Raw genomic sequence first — 19528 nt, forward strand, 5'->3', positions numbered from 1 at the left:
CTTTTAACAAGTTTAAGGATGTTTTTTCAATATGTTAAGATTTGCAAAAAAGATGGAATGATATTGACAATGTCTCTTAAATCTTAAATAATAATTTATCACATAATTAACATTATGTTAAGTAATAAATTTAATTATAAGGGAGAGTTACTTATTCTCTCCCTTATTTACTACTTACCCCCTCCGGAGTTTACAGCATCAATCTTTTGTTTTAACTCATTCGCCTTGGCCTTATTCTCCGCCGTATGCGCAGGATCTGATTTTGCCCTGTAATAGTTCCTTAAATTTGTAAGCGCATTTACATCGTTCGGTTTAAGGTCGACTGCTTTTTGTAGGTATGGTTTTGCGGGTTCCAACATTTTGTCTGATTTTGCCATCTCCGCATCATATTGTTTCTGTGCACTCGACGGCAATTTTTGAGCAGCGTTAAACACATCCAACGCTGGCTGCATTAATGTGATACCTAAGTTCATATTAGCTTCAAAAAAGTCTGGATCTATTTCCAATGCTTTTTTGTAAGCATCAGCTGCTTTACCCTGGTTTTCTGTAGCACTTGCTTTTTCCTTGGTTTTGGTAGCATCATCTTTAGCTTTTGCAGCTCTCGCAATTGCAGCGTCAGCAACTTGTGAATAAGTTAAACCCAGGTAATAATACAGGTCCTTGTTTTTAGGATCAGTTGTTATCGCAGCTTGTATTTTCGACACCACATCAGCTTGTTTTCCTGATACCAATGCGATTTCAATTTCCCTTTTACGCAGTTCAGAATATTTAGGGAATTTTTCAATTCCTTCGGCTGCTATCTTCAATGCATTAGTTGTGTCTTTTGTAGTCAGGTAGATGGTCGTCATGTCATAATATGCCTTGGGAGCTCCTGAGTATTTGGTGGTAACAAGTTTTTTATAGTTATCCAACGCGTATTGATAATACTTAGGGTCTTTATCTGCGGCATTACCGGCGGAAAGTGCTGTATAATAAATAGCATTTGTATCGTCGGGCAAAATTGTGCGATAGTAATCAAATTCCTTATAAGCCTCGTCATACCGTTTACTTTGGTAATCCTTAACCCCCGCCGTTAACTTATATTGGGCAAGATTGATATTGGCATCGTCAATCAGTTTTTTAAATTCATTTTTGGTATCTAATTCTTTAGCTTTTTTAACTGCTTCATCTGCGGTAGCAAATAACGGTGCCGACGTTGTAGCGACGGTATCGTCAACCGCCAGCGACGAGTAGATAGCAGCTTTTAACGCGTGAGTTTGAGGCATAGTTGCCGTCTTTTCGTTGGTTGAAGCCTTGTCAATAGATGTTTTGGCATCTCCAAGACTCTTTTTGGATTGTGCCTGGATTGCGGCAACTTTTTGACCGCGCAAGGTGGCATAGTTGTCATAGGCTGATTGTGCGTCTTTCAGTTCGCCTTTTTGTGCAAAAGCCGCAACCGAAGCTATGCCTAAAAGGCATGTCATCAAAAGTTTCATTTTCATGATTTATTATTGATTGGTTAACTGTTTTAGTTTATTGTTTACCTTGTTAATTTCATCCTGGTTACCTGCCTGTGTATAAACTTGTTGCAATATCTGCAGGCAGTTTTTGTTATTTGGCGATATCTCATTGGCCTTTTCAAGCCATTGCGCAGCACGTGTGTTGTTTGCTGTGTTGCCCTGCTCCTGTTTTTTGGTGCTTTCTTTAAAGTACAATAGCCCCAGGTTAAATATCGGGTCGTAAGCCGAACTGTTCAAATCTATCGAATGTAAATATAAAGACTCTGCTTTATCATATTGGTTTAAATTGTCATAACAAACAGCGGCAACAAACGCAATATCGGCGTTATTTGAATTAATGTCAAGCAGCGCAGGTAACAATGGTGCTAATGACCGGTAGTCTTTCCTGTTACTGTAAATATTCGCCTCATCAAGCAGCAGGGTTTTATCATTTGGCAATAGTTTGCGGCCCTTTTTTATAATGGCAAGGGCGCTGGCGGTGTCTCCTAATAGTTTGTAGTTATTTGACGCGGCCTGCACATATTCAATTTTTGTACTGTCGGCATTTACCAGGTCGGCGTAGTTTTTTGCAGCGTCCTGCATATTGCCGAGTTTATTATTCGAAAATGCGATGTATGCTTTCAGCTCTTTAAAATTGGGCGCATACTTTTGTGCGTTGGTAAACAGCTCAAGTGCATTGTTGTAATCAGAGTTGCGCGTGTACGCAAAAGCCTTCCGGATATAAACGTTTGCCAAACATCTTTTTGAATAATCTATTTCGGCCTGGTATTTATAGGCCTTTCGCCTGGAAATAAGATTATCGACAAGTGAAGTTGTTTGTGCGAAAAAACTTGCCGGCTGGTTAAGTTTATTCAGCGTATCAATATACAATATGCTTGAATTAACAACTACCCGGTAAACCGTTTTTTCAATATCAGCGGAGTCAGCTTTATTGGTAATTAGACTATCGACGGATTTTTTGGCATTTGCCAGGTATTTCAAATCCTTTTTCTGCTTATAAAATGCCAGGCTATTAACTACCCCTTTAAGCACTTCTGTTTGGCAAAATGCAACAGAAGTGCTAAAGGTTAATAGTACTACCGGTAATATAATTTTACGGTAAATCATTAATTATTTTTTTGGTTCATCCCCTGCTGGCTCTTCCCCTGCAGCTTCTGTTGCTGGGTTTTCTCCGCCGCCGTTCTCTGTACCGGTGTTTTCAGCATTTTCGTCCACCTCTTTTTCTTCATCCTCATCATGCTCAATATTGGCTACCGATGCTATTTCGTCATCGCCTTTCAATGTTATCAACCTAACACCCTGTGTAGCACGGCCCATAGTTCTCAATTCACTAATGGCAATACGGATTAAAATTCCAGATTTGTTGATTATCATCAAATCCTCATTATCAGTAACACCTTTTATGGCAACAAGTTTTCCTGTTTTCTCAGTAATGTTTAAAGTTTTTACACCCTTGCCACCACGGTTGGTTACACGGTAGTCGTCAATGTCTGTACGCTTGCCGTAACCTTTTTCTGACACTACCAGCACGGTTGTTTCCGGGTTATCGATACTTATCATACCAACAACTTCATCTGCTTCATTTTCAAGCGATATACCTCTCACCCCGGTTGCGGTCCTGCCCATAGGCCTAACAGTCGACTCGTTGAAGCGAATTGCACGGCCCGATTTAAGCGCCATTACAATTTCGCTGCTGCCGGTAGTTAAAGTTGCCTCTAATAACGAATCGCCTTCGTTAATGTTAATGGCGTTAATGCCATTTGCACGAGGACGTGAATAAGCCTCGAGCGACGTTTTCTTGATGGTACCTTTTTTGGTACACATAATAATAAAGTTGTTCTCCAGGTACTCGGTATCTTTAAGGCTGATTAACTTAATGTAAGCCTTGATGTTCTCTTCCTTAGGTATATTGATGATATTCTGGATCGCACGACCTTTCGAAGTACGCGTTCCTTCCGGAATTTCAAACACCCGCAGCCAGAAACATTGTCCCGACTCAGTAAAGAACAACATATAATTATGGTTCGATGCTATCAGCAGGTGCTCAATAAAGTCGGCATCGCGGCTATTGCTGCCGATCGCGCCTTTACCACCCCTGCCCTGCCTGCGGTACTCGGTTAACGGTGTACGTTTAATGTACCCTTCACGAGATATCGTGATTACAACATCCTCATCCTCAATAAAGTCTTCCGTGTTCATCTCTGCCGATGAGTGTACCATTTCGGTTTTGCGCTCATCGCCATATTTATCGCGGATCTCAATCAACTCATCTTTAATTATCTGCATCCGCAGGCCTTCATCAGCCAAAATAGATTTCAAATAATCAATCAGTTTCATTAAGCCTTCGTACTCGTCTTTAATCTTATCGCGTTCCAGGCCAGTTAACCTTCTTAGGGTCATGTCCAGGATAGCGCGTGCCTGTAAGTCGCTGAGGCCAAATTGGGTAATTAACCCCTCTCTTGCATCATCAGGTGTGTTTGATGCCCTGATCAACTTGATTACCTCGTCCAAATGATCTAAGGCAATCAGCAAACCCTCTAAAATATGCGCGCGTTTTTCCGCTTCAGAAAGCTCAAACTTGGCGCGGCGGATTACCACCTCGTGCCTGTGTTCAACAAAATGGTGAATCAGGTCCTTCAGGTTAAGCAGCATAGGCCTGCCATGTACCAACGCAATATTGTTTATACTGAACGATGTTTGCAGGGCGGTGTGCTTATACAGATTATTAAGAACTATAGCAGCATTGGCATCGCGCTTTATTTCATAAACTACGCGGATACCTTCCCTGTTCGATTCGTCCCTGATAGCTGATATACCATCAATTTTCTTGTCGTTTACCAGTTCGGCAGTACGCTCAATCATCAGTGCCTTATTTATCTGGTAAGGAATTTCAGATACGATAATACGTTCGCGGTCGCCGTTATAAATTTCAATTTCAGCCCTCGAGCGGATAACTATCCTGCCGCGACCGGTCTCAAAAGCCTGGCGCGCCCCTTCATAGCCATATATGATTGCTCCTGTTGGAAAATCAGGGCCTTTGATGTGCACCATTAATCCATCAACGGTGATATCGCGATCATCAATAAGTGCCAGTGTAGCGTTAACAACCTCGGTAAGGTTGTGAGGCGCCATATTGGTCGCCATACCCACCGCGATACCCGATGCACCGTTAACCAAAAGGTTAGGGAATTTGGCGGGTAAAACAGTTGGTTCCTGTAACGAGTCGTCGAAGTTTAGCTGGAAATCAATAGTGTCTTTATTGATATCGGCAAGCATTTCTTCAGCAATTTTTTCTAGTCTTGCTTCTGTATAACGCATTGCCGCAGGCTGGTCACCATCAATCGAACCGTAATTACCCTGTCCCTCAACAAAGGGATAGCGCAGGCTCCAGTCCTGTGCCATACGAACCATGGCATCATAAACTGATGTATCGCCATGCGGGTGGTACTTACCCAGCACCTCTCCTACTATACGGGCCGATTTTTTGTAGGGCTTATTGTTGGCCAAACCCAAATCAAGCATGCCATATAAAACGCGCCTGTGAACCGGTTTTAAACCGTCGCGAACATCAGGCAATGCACGCGATACGATAACCGACATTGAATAATCAATGTAGGCTGCTCGCATTTCTTCATCAATATTTATGGAAATTATTCTGTCTTCTGGTGGGGTATTTCCGTTTCCTGTTTCTTCGGCCATTTTTTATTTCTCTGTAGATTCTTCTCTATAATCGTGTATAAAAAAAGTGTTCCTATACAACCCGCGAAGTTAAGAAAAATTATGGTTTTTACCACGAATGTTGGTAACAAATCCGCTGTGAATAAGTCCCCGATGCGGTTATCGCAGACATATTACCTCAATCATTAGAATTGGACCGATTGTCCTGACTTGATGACAGTAGCCTTATATCTTCATTACAATCAAATATCAATTCGTTTCTAATTTTTGACGATAACACATCGTTTTCAATCAACAATTTAACAACATCATGACTGTGAATTGCGCAGGTTGTTTTATTATACAAGGTTTCCAGCGGCGTAGCGCATTCTTTGGTTTTGTTAAAGCGATATATTGTTAAAATAGGGAATTTAAAATGGAAGTTTTTATTTTTTCTCCTTTACCGGATAATAAAATAAGCTCGTACAAATAAGGCGCACGACTGCTTTCACACTGCCCGTCATATGCAAAATTCTTTATACAAGCTTTTGTTATCTCGGCAGAAAAATCAATTTGGGGATTGTCTCGCAGCAAAAAATGGACCGCGCCGGTTCCTCTTCTTATCGAGCTTCTGAATTGTTGTTTGATAATTCTTGCTCCCGGCATTAAACTATTTCTTTTTCCAATACTCCACTACTTTATTGCCGTTAGGAAGCGTGCCGCTAAGGATTAACGTATCATTATGGATAGTATAAAGGTAATGCACCGTCACCCCTATCAGCTGCGAATCCTGCGAACTGTAGGTTTGCGTTTCTGAACAAGTGGCGGCAGTTACCGTGTAATCCCCAGTCTCATATTTATGTGGCTTTTCTCCCTTCTCCAGCAAAAACGACTCAAAGCTTTTTGAGCCGTATTTGCGCTGTAGCGAGTAATCTGTCGGCGCGCCCTCAGCTTTTCCATTGAATATGTCGCCGGCGTACTCCCAGGTACCTTTAAGCGGGTTGGAAGCATTGAATGATGTCATAACCAAGGTTAAGATAAATAAGCAACCTATTTTGTATGTTTTCCCTTTATTCATAGATATTTAAACACCGATTATTGATGGATATTGCAACGCCGCGCAGTATATGACAATGCATTGGTCGCTATTTAAATCCATGCTATTCCTTTTTTTAATAACGATATTGTCTTCTCCTCTTCGCTTCCAGCTTCGGGTTTATAGTTATAAACCCATTTGGCCGTGGGTGGCAAACTCATCAATATCGATTCTATCCGCCCGTTGGTCTCCAGCCCGAATTTTGTGCCTGCATCATACACCAGGTTAAACTCGGTGTAGCGGCTGCGGCGCTGGTATTGCCATAGTTGCTGCTGTTCGGTAAACAGTTTGTCGCGGTTACGCTTCACCAGTTCAGTATAAATGGGGATAAATGATCGGCCGAGCGTTTTTGAAAATTCAAAAATACTTTCCCAACTCAGGCCCTCTGAAGCAGTAAGGCGGTCGTAAAATATTCCTCCAACCCCTCTGGTTTCGTTGCGATGCCTGATAAAAAAATAATCGTCGGCCCAGGTTTTAAAACGGTTATAAAAGTCGTGATTAAAGCTATCGCATACCGATTTTAAATACGCATGAAAATACCGTGCATCGTCTTCGATAACATAATGCGGTGTAAGATCAATACCTCCGCCAAACCAGCGCAAAGGCTCGTGTTCCGGGCTTAGCGATGGCATTTCAAAATACCGGATGTTCATATGGATGATAGGCACCAATGGATGGTTTGGATGAATAACGATGGATACCCCGGTAGCAAAGAAATCTTCCTGGTCAACATTCAGCGCTTTCTTTACATTATGCGGCAGTTGCCCGTGCACCGCCGAAAAATTTACACCGCCTTTTTCAAAAACGTTCCCGTTTTCAATAATCCGGGTGCGGCCACCTCCCCCGCCATCGCGCTCCCATTTTTCCTCTTCAAAATGGCCAAGGCCATCGCATTGCTCCAGTGCAGCGCAAATCTCGTCCTGTATCAACTGGTATTCAGCGGCTATTTGTTCCTTGCTTATCATCGGGGCAAATTTAGTTGATTAGGTTGATTAAGTTTTAAAATTCATTAATTGAATTAAGAGCCTGTTTAAAAAGTATGAATTACCTAATAGTTTAGGACGTACAGCCAAGGTGACCAAGATTTAAATGAGACTGAGTCAGCAAACGGGTGCCGTTGGACAAAACAGGCAGTGGGTTGACAGGGTTGACACTTTTTACGAGTGATTTTTAGTATAAATAACTATATACAAGCTAGTTATATCAAAAATCATAACAATTTGGGTTGATATCTGTAAATAATTAACTTAGCTCGTATCAAATAGATATTCAATATTTTATGGAAGCTTTTTTGCCTTTACAATTTTTGGTCAGGAGATTTCCAGGTAATTTAAATCTTTGTTAAATGTTTCTTTCAATTGGCTCAACGCCACCAAAGCAAGAATGGTCAATATAGCCATCATTATATAACCGCTGTTAATCATTCCATAATGGCCTTTTAATGCCAAGAACGCCATATTGATAAGGATTAAAGACCCACGCACAAAATTGGGCACAGTTGTTGCCACGGTCGACCGAATGTTGGTGCCAAATTGTTCGGCAGCAATGGTGATAAACAACGTCCAATACCCCACCGCAAAACCCATAAAGAAGCAAAGCCACAGGAATTTTTTGCTCGATAAACCATCAGCATTCAGATAAACGACAACACTCACAGCCGACAGCAACAGGAAAATAAGCATAACCAGTTTTCTTGATTTGGCTGCCTGCGAAAGCAGCCCCGCAACTACACCGCCAAGGGCAATAGCAATGTATGCATATTGGATGCCATCACCCGCGTTTAACTTCTCCGTTGCATGCAGCGCAACACCAAATTCCGGTTGCAACGAAATCAGTACGCCTATAACATACCAGAGTGGCGCACCTATCAGTATGCAACATAAATATTTTTTAAACACGCCCCAACTGCTGAATAGCATAAAGAAATTGCCCTTTGATATCCCAGACTTATCTTCTATCCCTTTAAACATCCCGGATTCAAATGTCCCCACACGTAATAACAACAGCAGAAATCCTAACCCGCCTCCAACAAAATAAGCCGTATGCCAGTCATATTTTGATATCCAGTTTGCGGCAACTGCCCCAAAAAGCCCGACTGCAGCCACAACCATTGTACCATATCCTCTTTTTTCTTTACTTAAAGTTTCGCTAACCAAAGTCACGCCAGCACCTAACTCGCCGGCAAGGCCTACGCCGGCAATAAAGCGTATAGCAGCATACAGCGTTGGGTCGTGTACAAACCCATTGGCAAAATTTGCGATTGAATATAAAGCTATTGAGCCAAAAAGAACCTTTAACCTACCCAATTTATCGCCTAAAACGCCCCACAAAATGCCGCCAAGCAGCAAGCCAAACATTTGCCAGTTGATGATGTTTGTCCCTACGCTCAGCACATCACCTGGTTTAACGCCTATGTCAAGCAGGCTTTTCTTCCGTACTATTAAAAAAATCAGCAAATCGTATATGTCGACAAAATAGCCAAGGCTGGCTACAATAACTAAGAAAATAACATTTCTCTGGGCTTTGGCGGGGTTAACGTCAGTCATAAATTGTAATAATTGGGTTTGGCTAAAATAACAGAATTATTAGAAAATCAACTCAAAAAAGTTGACACAAAAAAACCCCTGTGGAGCAGAGGCTTTGTGTGAAACATCGGTTTCCTTCAATTATGCTTTTTTTACATTTACTGCCTGTAGTCCTTTTCTGCCTTCCTCCACTTCGTATGTAACGCTATCGTTATCTTTAATGGCATTTACGCCGCCCTGTACATCTTTAAAGTGTACAAAAAGATCTTTACCATCTTCGGTAACAATAAAACCATAACCTTTTTGTGTGTTAAACCATTTTACTTTTCCAGTTTTCATAAATAATTATAATTGTGTATTAAAAATTTGTGTTAAAGATTTAAAAACCAGACCCATACTGAATAAAATGGCATTATTATCAGAAGGATTTAGAAAAACCATCAGTTCAAATATATAAAATTATTAAATACCAAATAAAATTATTTATTTGGTTGTGGCGTCGTCCTTAAATAGGGTTTAACCTGTGTAAAACCTTTCGGAAATTTTGCCGGGATGTCTTCTGTCTTAATTGCGGGCACCACAATTACGTCTTCCCCGTCTTTCCAATCGGCTGGTGTTGCAACGCTGTATTTTGCTGTTAACTGCAACGAATCAATCACCCTTAAAATTTCCTGGAAGTTACGGCCGGTTGACGCAGGATAAGTAATCATCAGCTTTACCGTTTTGTCGGGAGCTATAATAAATAACGACCGCACAGTTGCTGTTAACGATGCATTTGGGTGAATCATATCATACGCCAAAGCTATTTCGCGGTTCTCATCCCCTATTATCGGGAAATTTACCTCAACGTTCTGGGTTTCATTAATATCGTTTATCCAGCCTTTGTGTGATTCAACAGAATCAACGCTCAAGGCGGCTACCTTAACATTCCGTTTGTCAAATTCGCTTTTTAACGATGCTGTTTTACCCAGTTCGGTAGTACAAACCGGTGTATAATCCGCCGGGTGCGAAAATAATACCCCCCAGCTGTCGCCCAGGAATTCGTAAAAATCAATTTCGCCCTGCGAAGTTTGTGCTTTAAAGTTTGGAGCTAAATCTCCCAATCGTAAACCCATAATATTAAATGTTTATTTATTTAAATAATATACTAAGGTAAGCGGATTGTTGAACTTATCAATATTGATTTTTATTTAATTCCATTAATTACATAGGGATTATAGTTTATTACATATTGTAGGGGCGAATTGCATCCGCCCTCGTCTGCCAAGTCAATTTACAGAATCTAACCAACGGCTGTGGCCCCACAGCCGTTTATTGAAGGGTGTCCGCAAGCAGGTGCAAAATATAGTTGATTACCCGTCCGCCAATGGCGAATGCAATTCGCCCCTACGCATAATCCCCCCCAACAATTCGCCCATATCATTGTTAAACAAACTAACTGCCTTAAAACGGCGGTCCCTCTATGAAGAGACATACCTATGATACCGGGATAATTGGCAATTGTGCGTTCCTGGCGCATGTAAACAAGAATACTAATATCGACTGGCTGTGTTGGCCACGCTTCGACAGCACTTTTATTTTTGGTGGTTTGCTGGATAAAGAGCAAGGCGGCTCATTCTCCATTTTACCTACTGACGATTACACATCGCATCAATATTACCTGGAGAATACCAATGTGCTGGCAACCGAAATAACTACGGCAAAAGGCGCCAAATACCGCATAACAGACTTTGCTCCACGATTTTACGAGCATCAGCGTTATTATAAAGCGCTGATGCTAATCCGTAAAATTGAACCGGTTGAAGGTACTGCGCAAATTGTTGTAAAATGCGACCCGGTATCTGACTACGGGCGTACAAAGCTGCATGTAAACCGCGGCAGCAACCATATACAGTTTTTGGGTGGTGATGAAAATATGCGGCTTACCACTAATATTCCCATTAGCTATGTTTTTGACGAGCAGCCTTTTGTGTTGAACGAATGCAAGTACCTGGTGCTTACATACGGCGAACCATTGGAAGCGCCGCTTGTCAGCACCGCCGAACGTTTTCTGCGCGAAACCACCCAATACTGGCGAACCTGGATAAAGCACTCATCCATAGCTACTTATTTTCAACCATTTGTCATCCGTTCGGCATTAGCGTTAAAAATTCACCAGTATGAAGATACCGGGGCTATTATTGCGGCCAGCACCACCAGTTTGCCGGAATCGCCGGGGAGCGGTCGCAACTGGGACTATCGCTATTGCTGGCTGCGCGATACATATTATGTGCTTACCTCGCTAAATCATATAGGCCACTTTGAAGAAATGGAGAAATATTTTAGTTATGTAACCGATATATCTTTCAACGAACATGAACGTTACCAGCCCCTTTATGGCATCACCGGTAAAAAGGATTTGGTGGAAGAAATACGTGAAGACCTGGTCGGTTATATGGGTAATCAGCCGGTACGCGTGGGGAACCAGGCATCGGAACACATACAGAATGATATTTATGGGCAGGTAATGATATCCCTGCTCCCTCTGTATACCGACCATCGTTTTATATTCTCTGAAAGGAAAGATTCCGTACGCTGGATTGAGTTTTTATTAAGCAAAATTGAGCGTACCATTGATGAAAAGGACGCTGGTATTTGGGAATTCCGCAACATGGCCAACATCCATTGTTACAGCAACCTGTTTCAATGGGCCGGAGCCTCAGCAGCCGAAAAAATGGCGTTAACTATAGACAATCAGGACCTGGTGAAAAGGGCGATAAAAGTTAAAAAACGCGCTGCCAAACATATTGAAAGCTGTTACGACCCGGTACGCAAAGTTTATACCAACTCAGCCGGCAACTCCAACCTTGATGCCAGCACCCTGCAGCTGATAATGATGAATTATCTCGACCCGGCATCAGACCGTGCCAAGGACCACTTAATTGCACTGGAAAAAGAGTTAAAAGCCAGTAATGGGTTATTTTACAGGTATTTATATAAAGATGATTTTGGTAAACCCAAAACTACATTCCTGATTTGCGCCTTCTGGTATATCGAGGCCCTGGCTTGCGTTGGCCGGATGGATGATGCAATGCGCGAATTCGAGAACATCCTTAAATATTCAAATCACCTGTTGTTATTCAGTGAAGACGTTGACGAAAACGATGGTAGCCAGTGGGGTAATTTCCCGCAGGCCTACAGTCATGTTGGTTTGATGAATGCGGCGTACAGGATTGCTATTAAGTTGGATAGGCCAATATTTTTGTGAAGTTAAAGGCGAAAGGTAAAGAGCAACTCATTCATAATCTTGCCATTGCGAGCGCATCGCGGCAACCGCGAACTTTACAGAGCGAAAAGAACGGTCTGCATTTTGCATGGCGGTTATGGATGCGTGCGGTTGCCGTGCTCGTTCCTCGCTCGCAATGAAAATTTTATATTATCTATAATATTTCCGGTGTGCACTCACCTCAATTCGCAATCCCGAGTTTCAATTTGTACCTAAACCCTCTCCCACTGAAAAAATTATTTTCCAGTTTCAAAACTTCGTGTGTTTTTTTCGATATCCAAAACCGTTCATAACCTTTACCGGGCGCATTATTGTCGTTATAATTATTCAGCACCCGGCAATCAATCTTTTCGCCATTGCTGCCGGTTAAATAGTCGCTTCCGGTAACGGTATAGGCAACCTCGGTCGATTTCTCAAACCCTGGATCGTAATAATTTATAATAAATACCCTGTTTTCTTTAAAGGGTAGCAACGAGTAGATAAGCATATCGGCATGCCAGTTAAGGTTGTATTTATTAAACGAACCGTTAAAAACCTTAATGGCTTCCGATTTAACCGAATCGGGTACGTTGGTCTTGTTATTCAAATTTGTGTACGAAACTTCTCTGGTTTCAAAATCAAGCTTAACAGAGTAGCCTAAACGCTTCCAATAAGCGTCTTGTAGCAATGTACTAAAATCTTTCGCGTTAAAAACACTGAGGCATTTATGCACAATCGTATCCATTTCCCACTGCTGGGTTACCGTAATGGCAGGTTTGTTATGATATTGCCCAGCCTGAACATTAAACTTAATAAGTGCAACCCGGATTGCCGCGCCATCTTTCGTTTTTTTACCGAATTGCAGATAGCTTATATCACCTTTTTGCAGGTTTTTTAGTTCGAGGGTGGCAGGTTCAACCCGTATTGTATCACCGGTTTTTGCAATGGCTGGAATTGTAAATGCGGATAAGGCTGCAATTAAAAACAGTTTCATAGTTATTCTTTTCCGGTATAGATTGACTTTCCGGTTTTATCTATGAAACAAACTCAATGAATGCTACAATATTTTAAACGCGTTGTGCGTAAAATGCCAATCATTCCCCATTTACCATCCATCAGTCACCTGCCGTTAATGAACCGGCACCGCCTCGGTAAAGCTCAATAACAACCTTCTCACCTCCGCCGGGTTGCGCAGGTAAAACTTGGCAGCAGAAACACTGCCACCAACTTTAATGGTTACAGCCGATTCAGGCAATGCTTTAAACACGTCTTCGTCTGTATAATCGTCACCAAAGGCAATAATAAAATCGTAGTCGTTTTTATCAAGCAGCATTAAAGCGGCTTTACCTTTATTTATCTCCATATTCTTAACTTCCAATACTTTATCACCGGGAAGTAACTGTAATCCTTTGTCACTTGCCAGGTATTTCAGGTTATTCATCAATTCGTTGGCACGCAGCTCACCCAGGCCACCCTGGGAATTGCGATAGTGCCATACCAGTGAATACGTTTTTTCTTCGATAAATGAGCCCGGCGTACGGTCCACATACGTTTCCAATACCGGGTAAATATCATGCTTCCAACTGTCCGACAGTCCGGATACCTTATGCCAGGATGTATTTTGCTGTTTAAACCACGAACCATGCTCCGCGATCAGGTAAATATTTTTTCCGTCAAACCATTCACCCAAATTTTCATGCTTGCGGCCGCTTATCAGCACCACCATGTTAGCAGGATCCTCGCTTAACCTGTCGATTATGGTGTGCAGTTCTTTATCCGGCGTTGCCTGGTTTATATTCGATTTGAAATTTACTAGAGTGCCGTCGTAATCTAAAAATATGATGCGCTTTTTAGTCTTATGGTAGCGGTTTACGATGGATTGTTCGGTAGAAAAGCTGACGTGACGTGTTTGCATTGAACGCTGCATCTGTTTTACTTCCTTCAGCCTGTCCATAAAAATTTTCACCCAATGGGTGATATTAAACTTACTTACCAACTGCCGCATAGTATGCATTCGCCGCCTCTGTTCACTCAATGGCATGTTAATGGCTGCTATAATTGCATCACATACTTCGGTGGTATTGTTTGGGTTAACAATAATAGCGTCAATTAATTCTTTCGAGGCGCCTGCCATTTCACTCAATATTAAAACACCGTCGTTATTTATACGGCTGGCCACATACTCTTTGCTAACCAGGTTCATCCCATCCCGCATGGGGGTAACCAGGCAAACGTCTGCCGAGTAGTATAGGGCCGATAAGGTTTCAATCGGGAACGAACGATAGTAGTAATGAATTGGGGTCCACTCCATATTGCGGTACAAGCCATTAATATTCCCCACCCTTTTATCAATCTCGTCGCGCAGGTGAGCGTATTGTGGCACTGTATCGCGCGATGGCACCACAATCATGTGCAAGGTTATTTTGCTGCAATATTCGGGGTGCAGCTGCAGCAATTGTTCAAAAGCCTGCAGGCGCTGCAATATGCCTTTGCTGTAATCCAATCGGTCGATGGATATAATGAGTTTTGTCCCCTTAAACGTCTCGTTTATTACGGCAACCTGTTCAATAACTTCTTTTTCAAGCGGTAACGAAGCATATTTTTTATCATCAATCCCCATCGGGAACGATTCAACTACTATAGAGCGGTCGCCACTCGTAATCACGTTTGCTGAAGATGTTACCGGCAGTATGCGGGTTGTAGCACCCAAAAAGTGGCGCACATCGTCAAATGTATGAAAGCCAATTAAATCGGCACCTAGCATCCCTTCCAGCAACTCTTTACGCCAGGGTATCAACCTGAACATTTCGTGCGACGGGAAAGGGATATGCAAGAAGAAGCCGATAGAAACATCAGGCATGGCCTTGCGCACCAGTTGTGGCAAAAGCATTAATTGGTAGTCGTGTATCCATATCACGTCGCCGGGTTCGGCAATAGCCAATATGACATCCCTGAACTTTTGGTTTACAATATTGTAATAATCCCAGTTCGATTCTTTATAAACGGCGTATGTTGACGTATAGTAATGAAATATTGGCCACAAAACATCGTTACTGAAGCCTTCATAATATTGGTTAATTTCTTCCTGGTCTAAAAATACCGGCACCAGGCTTAGGTCTTTCAGTTGAGAGGTTATTTGATCGCGGTCTTTTTCTTCGGCAACTTCAATACCCGGCCACCCAATCCATTTGTTATTTCCTTTTTTGTAAATTGATCCCAAACCAGTGGCGAGCCCCCCTTCGCTTGCAGCCGATGTATATTCATCACCTGTTTTCGAAATTTTTACGGGCAGCCTGTTTGAAACTATTATTGTTTTTGACATAAGTTAATGGGCACTAATTATCACGAATTAAATGAATACTGATTCTCACGAATTGAAACGAATTACACGAAGTGAAAAAGTGGTTCAGTTCGGGTACTTTGAAAAACTCATCGCTATTTGTGCTATCTTAACAAGGTTTATTCGCCTAAGTTGTTTTAAAAAAGTGCATTTTTATGTCATTAAAGCCATTTTTTCTAAAGTATGGCAATCGGCGGCAATATCGTTGTTGATTGATACAGGCTCATAACCCGCTGCAAATAAAATTCGTTAAATCCGATTTAAGTCGTACGTGTTAGTGCCCATTTAGATTCGTAAAATTCGTTTCAATTCGTGAAAATTAGTAAACAATAAAAAAGCCACCTGCAAATGCAGATGGCTTACATAATGTGTTATTAGTTAATAGTTATTTAACCTGTTTAAAAAACTCAACGTTACCTGAGTTTGCAACCCTTACCAAAATTTCGTGTTTGTCGTTTTTCAAATCAACAAAGTATGAAGTTGGCTCGATGTCGTTGTTTAAAGCTTCGTTAGCCTGGTAAACAATAACGTTGTCGGCAGTATAGCCTTTGTAGCTATCAGCAATCATTTTTTGCGATTTAGCAGGGATAGCTTTGTAAGAAACAGTTTGAGTTGTACCTAAAAAATCACCGGCCAAAGTGTAGAAAGCAGTTTTCTTCACACCGTCGATTAAAAAATCAACTTTCTGGCAGTTTTTAGTTACAGTCCAAACAGTGTTGGTTGCGCTGGCAAAATCAGAAGCAAACGCTTGCTGAACAGCATAAGAAGCGGCACCACCATCAACTTTTTTACCGCCATCACCAGCGAATACATTTACGCTGAATAAAGCAGCTGTTGCGATTGTTAAAAATATCTTTTTCATGTTATGTTAAATTTTAAATCCGCAACAAAAATAAACTAAAATTGATAATTGTGTAAATAAAAATGAATTTTTATGAATATTTTATAATAACCGTCACTTTAACACGATATTTTGAAATTATCATATTTTACTTAGTGTATTTTTTACAATATGTAAACGGAAAATTGCATCAAAAATGGCCCTCATTAAATAGTGACGCCTATTTTACAATAGCTTAACATGAAATTAATCACATTTTGGAAGTTTTGATGCCATTGCCTCTTTTTTTTCAAAAACGCGCAAATGAGGCGCCGGGTAAGAGAGAATAATAATTGCCAACCCACCACCGTACGGCTTCTACAACTATTCAAACTTTATCCATTATCCGCAAAACCCGGATATAGCGTCATCCCCCCATCCATAAAAATGGTGGTGCCGGTAATATAATCGGCATCATCCGATGCCAGCCAGGCTGCTAGCTTGCCGATATCTTCAGGTTTACCAATCCGATTATAGGGTATTAGGCTTAAAAGCTTTTCTAATGCCTCCGGTGTATCCCATGCCGCTTTATTTATTGGTGTTTGTATAGCGCCGGGCCCAATTCCTACTACCCTTATTTTATGCGGTGCCAGTTCCTGCGCAATACTTTTCATAAACATGCTGATACCGCCTTTGCTGGCAGCATAGTTTACGTGGCCAGCCCATGGGATAACTTCGTGTACGCTGCTCATGCAGATAATTTTTCCGGCCGCCCTGCTCCTGCCTTCAACCACTCCCTTGCGGACAAATTCTCGTGCAGCCTCACGCGAGCATAAAAACTGGCCGGTAAGGTTTACGTTGATGACCGTGTTCCATTGGTCTAGCGTCATATCAACAAACTTGGAGTCTTTTTGCAGGCCGGCGTTGTTTACCAAAATGTCAATAGTGCCATATCGATTAAACATTTCGGCAAACATGGCCTGCACCTCTGCTTCATGGCTAACATCCGCCTGAAAAGCAAAAGCCTCACCGCCTGCGGCCGTTATCTCGTTTACGGTTACCTCGGCCGCATCTTTGTTATGAGCATAGTTGATGACAACCCTGGCACCTGCCTGTGCCAGGGCTAGTGCCACACCTTTGCCTATGCCGCTGTCGGCGCCTGTTACCAATGCTGATTGTCCGCTTAATGATCGGGTTGAATTCATAGCTGTAATATTATTGATCTGTTATTAAGGTAATGTAATTTGTAAAAGAATGTTTGTGTTGTCCCGCGCTAACAATTTAAGATAATAATATCTCATATTCATTAGCTTTGGCCCAAAATCTAATCGCAATGGTATTTTTTTATTTCAGCCTGGCAATTTGCTTAATCACAATATTTCTAAATTTCTACCTCGTTATTGGGTTCAATAAAATAAAGCAGCTGAGCAGGCAGCCAATTATAGAGCCGGAAGTGCCGCTTGCCATAATCGTTGCTGTACGTAACGAAGAGGAAGACCTTGAAACGGCACTGAAAAGCCTTTGCAATATCAATTATCAAAGCTACCGGCTCATCGTGATAAATGACCGGTCGACCGACCGTACCGCCGAACTACTAAACGATTTTAAGAGCAGCTACCCACAGATTAATATAGTAACCATCAATACGCTGCCGGAAGGCTGGATAGGCAAAAATAATGCGATGTACCAAGGTTATCTCAGCAGCACGGAAGAATGGATTCTGTTTACAGATGCGGATATTGTTTTCCACCCTGATGCTATCAGCCGGGCGATGGGCTATGCGATACGCAATAAACTAGACCACCTGACGATACTGCCTGAAATGATATCAAGGTCGAGCCTTTTAAATAGTGTGTATGCCACATTTTGCATTATGTTGATGATGCATATGAAACCGTGGGAAGCCAAAAATCCGAAATCAAAATCATCTTCAGGTATCGGCGCCTTTAACTTAATTAGGCGCGACGCTTATGAAAAGATCGGCACACATGTTAAAATTAAGCTACGGCCAGATGACGACCTGCAACTTGGTATAAAAGTTAAACAGGCTAAACTGAAGCAGGATGTATTGGCCGGTAAAGGATACGTATGTTTGGAATGGTATAAAAACCTTAGCCAGTTTGGCAACGGGCTACTAAAAAACTCTTTTTCTGTATCTGATTATAAATTATCAATAGCAATTGCTAATGTGTTACTTGTCCTGGTGTCAATCGCTTTACCCATGCCGGTAATGTTCATTTTTGGCACGGCAAATATCAGGCTGATGGCCGCTGGCATGCTTTTGTTTCACATCATCTATATGTCGGTTATTCCGCCCAACAAATGGTGGTATGCATCCATGATCCCATTTTCCGGATTCTTTATTAGCTGGATAGTTTTAAGAGCATCGGTAATAACCGTAAAACAAGGTGGTATTTATTGGCGCGACAGCTTTTATTCGTTGAAGATGTTGAGAGACGAAAAATGAATTATTGTCAAGTTACAGTTGGCCTGATGAGAACTGAAGTCAAATCAGTTTAAACCCATCAACTCTGCTTAACGGCGTAGCCCTCCTGAACGCCTTTAAAAAAAATGATTTAATCCTGTGAAGAATCCAGGTTCAGGTTTTTTATATACTCATGAAACAAATGCAACGCCTTTCTTTTATCCTCCGTCAGCTCAAAATCAAGCTTGTGCATTAAGTAATCTTCCAAGTCAAAATCCGCCCGTTGAGGAAGTTCCTTTAGTAGCTCTGTCCGGTGTTCCAGACCAAATTTCAAGGCCTTATTAAACTCCTCCATAAAGCCCGTCGGGATAGGTTTGTTGGCAACCCACGCGGCAAACACAAACGGCAGGCCGGTAAATTTCTGCCATTCTTCGGCCAAGTCGTACACGTATTTATACCGCTGTTTTTTGCCAAAGGTGCGGTCGCCTATCTGTACAAATGCAGTATGCGGGTTGGCCGGGGCAGCATAGTCCGGCGCGTTCTTGATCGTCTGATGATCGGCCTTCCAATAATTTTTGAGCAATACGAGCGCCAGGTTATTTGATGAGCGCGACTCGGGGTCGAGCTGCAGTGTTTTGATATCTTTTGCTTCACAATTGCTAAAAATAAAAACTGAGTTAACCGGGCCGGATGCACCGATACAATAGTCGGAAACTATCTCCCAGCGGGGCAAGCTCAAAATGGCAGCAACCGGTATCAGGCCTATATCGACCTTATCGTCAATCAGTTTTTGAGCACAGTCCGATGGCATATCCAAGCTAAGTTCGATATCATTGATCACTTCGCTGTGTTGTATGCCGTATAAAAATGGTTTGGTATTGGTGTAGCTTACTGCTGATATTCGTATTTTGGTATCCAATGT

15 protein-coding genes are annotated in these 19528 nt (G+C 41.9%); 2 read left to right on the forward strand and 13 right to left on the reverse strand.

Annotated features, from left to right (window positions below; genetic code table 11):
• Positions 1-170 precede the first annotated feature (170 nt).
• From NAF19_RS11710 to NAF19_RS11745, 8 genes are all read right to left on the reverse strand, one after another.
• Positions 171-1481, reverse strand: a complete 1311-nt coding sequence (locus NAF19_RS11710; protein ID WP_252790237.1) for a tetratricopeptide repeat protein — start codon at positions 1479-1481, stop codon at positions 171-173.
• A 6-nt stretch (positions 1482-1487) separates the two neighbouring features.
• Positions 1488-2606 (reverse strand): tetratricopeptide repeat protein, encoded by a 1119-nt coding sequence (locus NAF19_RS11715; protein WP_252790238.1) that lies wholly within the window; start codon positions 2604-2606, stop codon positions 1488-1490.
• Between the two features lie 3 nt (positions 2607-2609).
• Complete coding sequence (gene gyrA / locus NAF19_RS11720; RefSeq protein ID WP_252790239.1) at positions 2610-5198, reverse strand: DNA gyrase subunit A; 2589 nt, start codon at positions 5196-5198, stop codon at positions 2610-2612.
• 628 nt (positions 5199-5826) lie between these two features.
• A complete protein-coding gene (locus NAF19_RS11725) occupies positions 5827-6180 on the reverse strand; it encodes a hypothetical protein (protein ID WP_252790240.1) in 354 nt (117 codons plus the stop codon).
• A 125-nt stretch (positions 6181-6305) separates the two neighbouring features.
• Entirely contained in the window at positions 6306-7217 is a 912-nt protein-coding gene (gene hemF / locus NAF19_RS11730) for an oxygen-dependent coproporphyrinogen oxidase (RefSeq protein ID WP_252790241.1), read from the reverse strand.
• Positions 7218-7562: 345 nt separating this feature from the next.
• A complete protein-coding gene (locus NAF19_RS11735) occupies positions 7563-8798 on the reverse strand; it encodes an MFS transporter (protein WP_252790242.1) in 1236 nt (411 codons plus the stop codon).
• 120 nt (positions 8799-8918) lie between these two features.
• Positions 8919-9116 carry a cold-shock protein gene (locus tag NAF19_RS11740; protein ID WP_090650362.1) on the reverse strand — a complete coding sequence of 66 codons (198 nt, stop codon included), beginning with the start codon at positions 9114-9116 and terminating at the stop codon, positions 8919-8921.
• Between the two features lie 140 nt (positions 9117-9256).
• On the reverse strand, positions 9257-9892 hold the full coding sequence (locus NAF19_RS11745; RefSeq protein ID WP_252790243.1) for a peroxiredoxin: 636 nt from the start codon (positions 9890-9892) through the stop codon (positions 9257-9259).
• Between the two features lie 347 nt (positions 9893-10239).
• On the opposite strand from NAF19_RS11745, the gene NAF19_RS11750 reads away from it, so the two are divergent.
• Positions 10240-12024 carry a glycoside hydrolase family 15 protein gene (locus NAF19_RS11750; RefSeq protein WP_252790244.1) on the forward strand — a complete coding sequence of 595 codons (1785 nt, stop codon included), beginning with the start codon at positions 10240-10242 and terminating at the stop codon, positions 12022-12024.
• Between the two features lie 199 nt (positions 12025-12223).
• Here the strand turns inward: NAF19_RS11750 and NAF19_RS11755 are convergent, their stop codons facing one another.
• The 4 genes from NAF19_RS11755 to NAF19_RS11770 all read right to left on the reverse strand — a co-directional run bounded on the left by NAF19_RS11755 (position 12224) and on the right by NAF19_RS11770 (position 17386).
• The gene (locus NAF19_RS11755) at positions 12224-13015 is read right to left on the reverse strand and encodes a DUF3108 domain-containing protein (protein ID WP_252790245.1); all 792 of its coding nucleotides are present in this window, start codon (positions 13013-13015) and stop codon (positions 12224-12226) included.
• Positions 13016-13150: 135 nt separating this feature from the next.
• Entirely contained in the window at positions 13151-15343 is a 2193-nt protein-coding gene (locus NAF19_RS11760) for a bifunctional alpha,alpha-trehalose-phosphate synthase (UDP-forming)/trehalose-phosphatase (RefSeq protein WP_252790246.1), read from the reverse strand.
• Positions 15344-15746: 403 nt separating this feature from the next.
• Entirely contained in the window at positions 15747-16223 is a 477-nt protein-coding gene (locus NAF19_RS11765) for a hypothetical protein (protein ID WP_252790247.1), read from the reverse strand.
• 353 nt (positions 16224-16576) lie between these two features.
• The gene (locus NAF19_RS11770; RefSeq protein ID WP_252790248.1) at positions 16577-17386 is read right to left on the reverse strand and encodes an SDR family oxidoreductase; all 810 of its coding nucleotides are present in this window, start codon (positions 17384-17386) and stop codon (positions 16577-16579) included.
• A 128-nt stretch (positions 17387-17514) separates the two neighbouring features.
• Here NAF19_RS11770 and NAF19_RS11775 point away from each other — a divergent pair, with 128 nt between their 5' ends.
• A complete protein-coding gene (locus NAF19_RS11775; RefSeq protein WP_252790249.1) occupies positions 17515-18648 on the forward strand; it encodes a glycosyltransferase family 2 protein in 1134 nt (377 codons plus the stop codon).
• A gap of 109 nt (positions 18649-18757) precedes the next feature.
• Here the strand turns inward: NAF19_RS11775 and NAF19_RS11780 are convergent, their stop codons facing one another.
• Complete coding sequence (locus NAF19_RS11780; RefSeq protein ID WP_252790250.1) at positions 18758-19525, reverse strand: menaquinone biosynthetic enzyme MqnA/MqnD family protein; 768 nt, start codon at positions 19523-19525, stop codon at positions 18758-18760.
• Between the last annotated feature and the right edge of the window lie 3 nt (positions 19526-19528).

The organism is Mucilaginibacter flavidus, from assembly GCF_024055575.1.
In the GTDB taxonomy this organism is placed as follows: domain Bacteria; phylum Bacteroidota; class Bacteroidia; order Sphingobacteriales; family Sphingobacteriaceae; genus Mucilaginibacter; species Mucilaginibacter flavidus.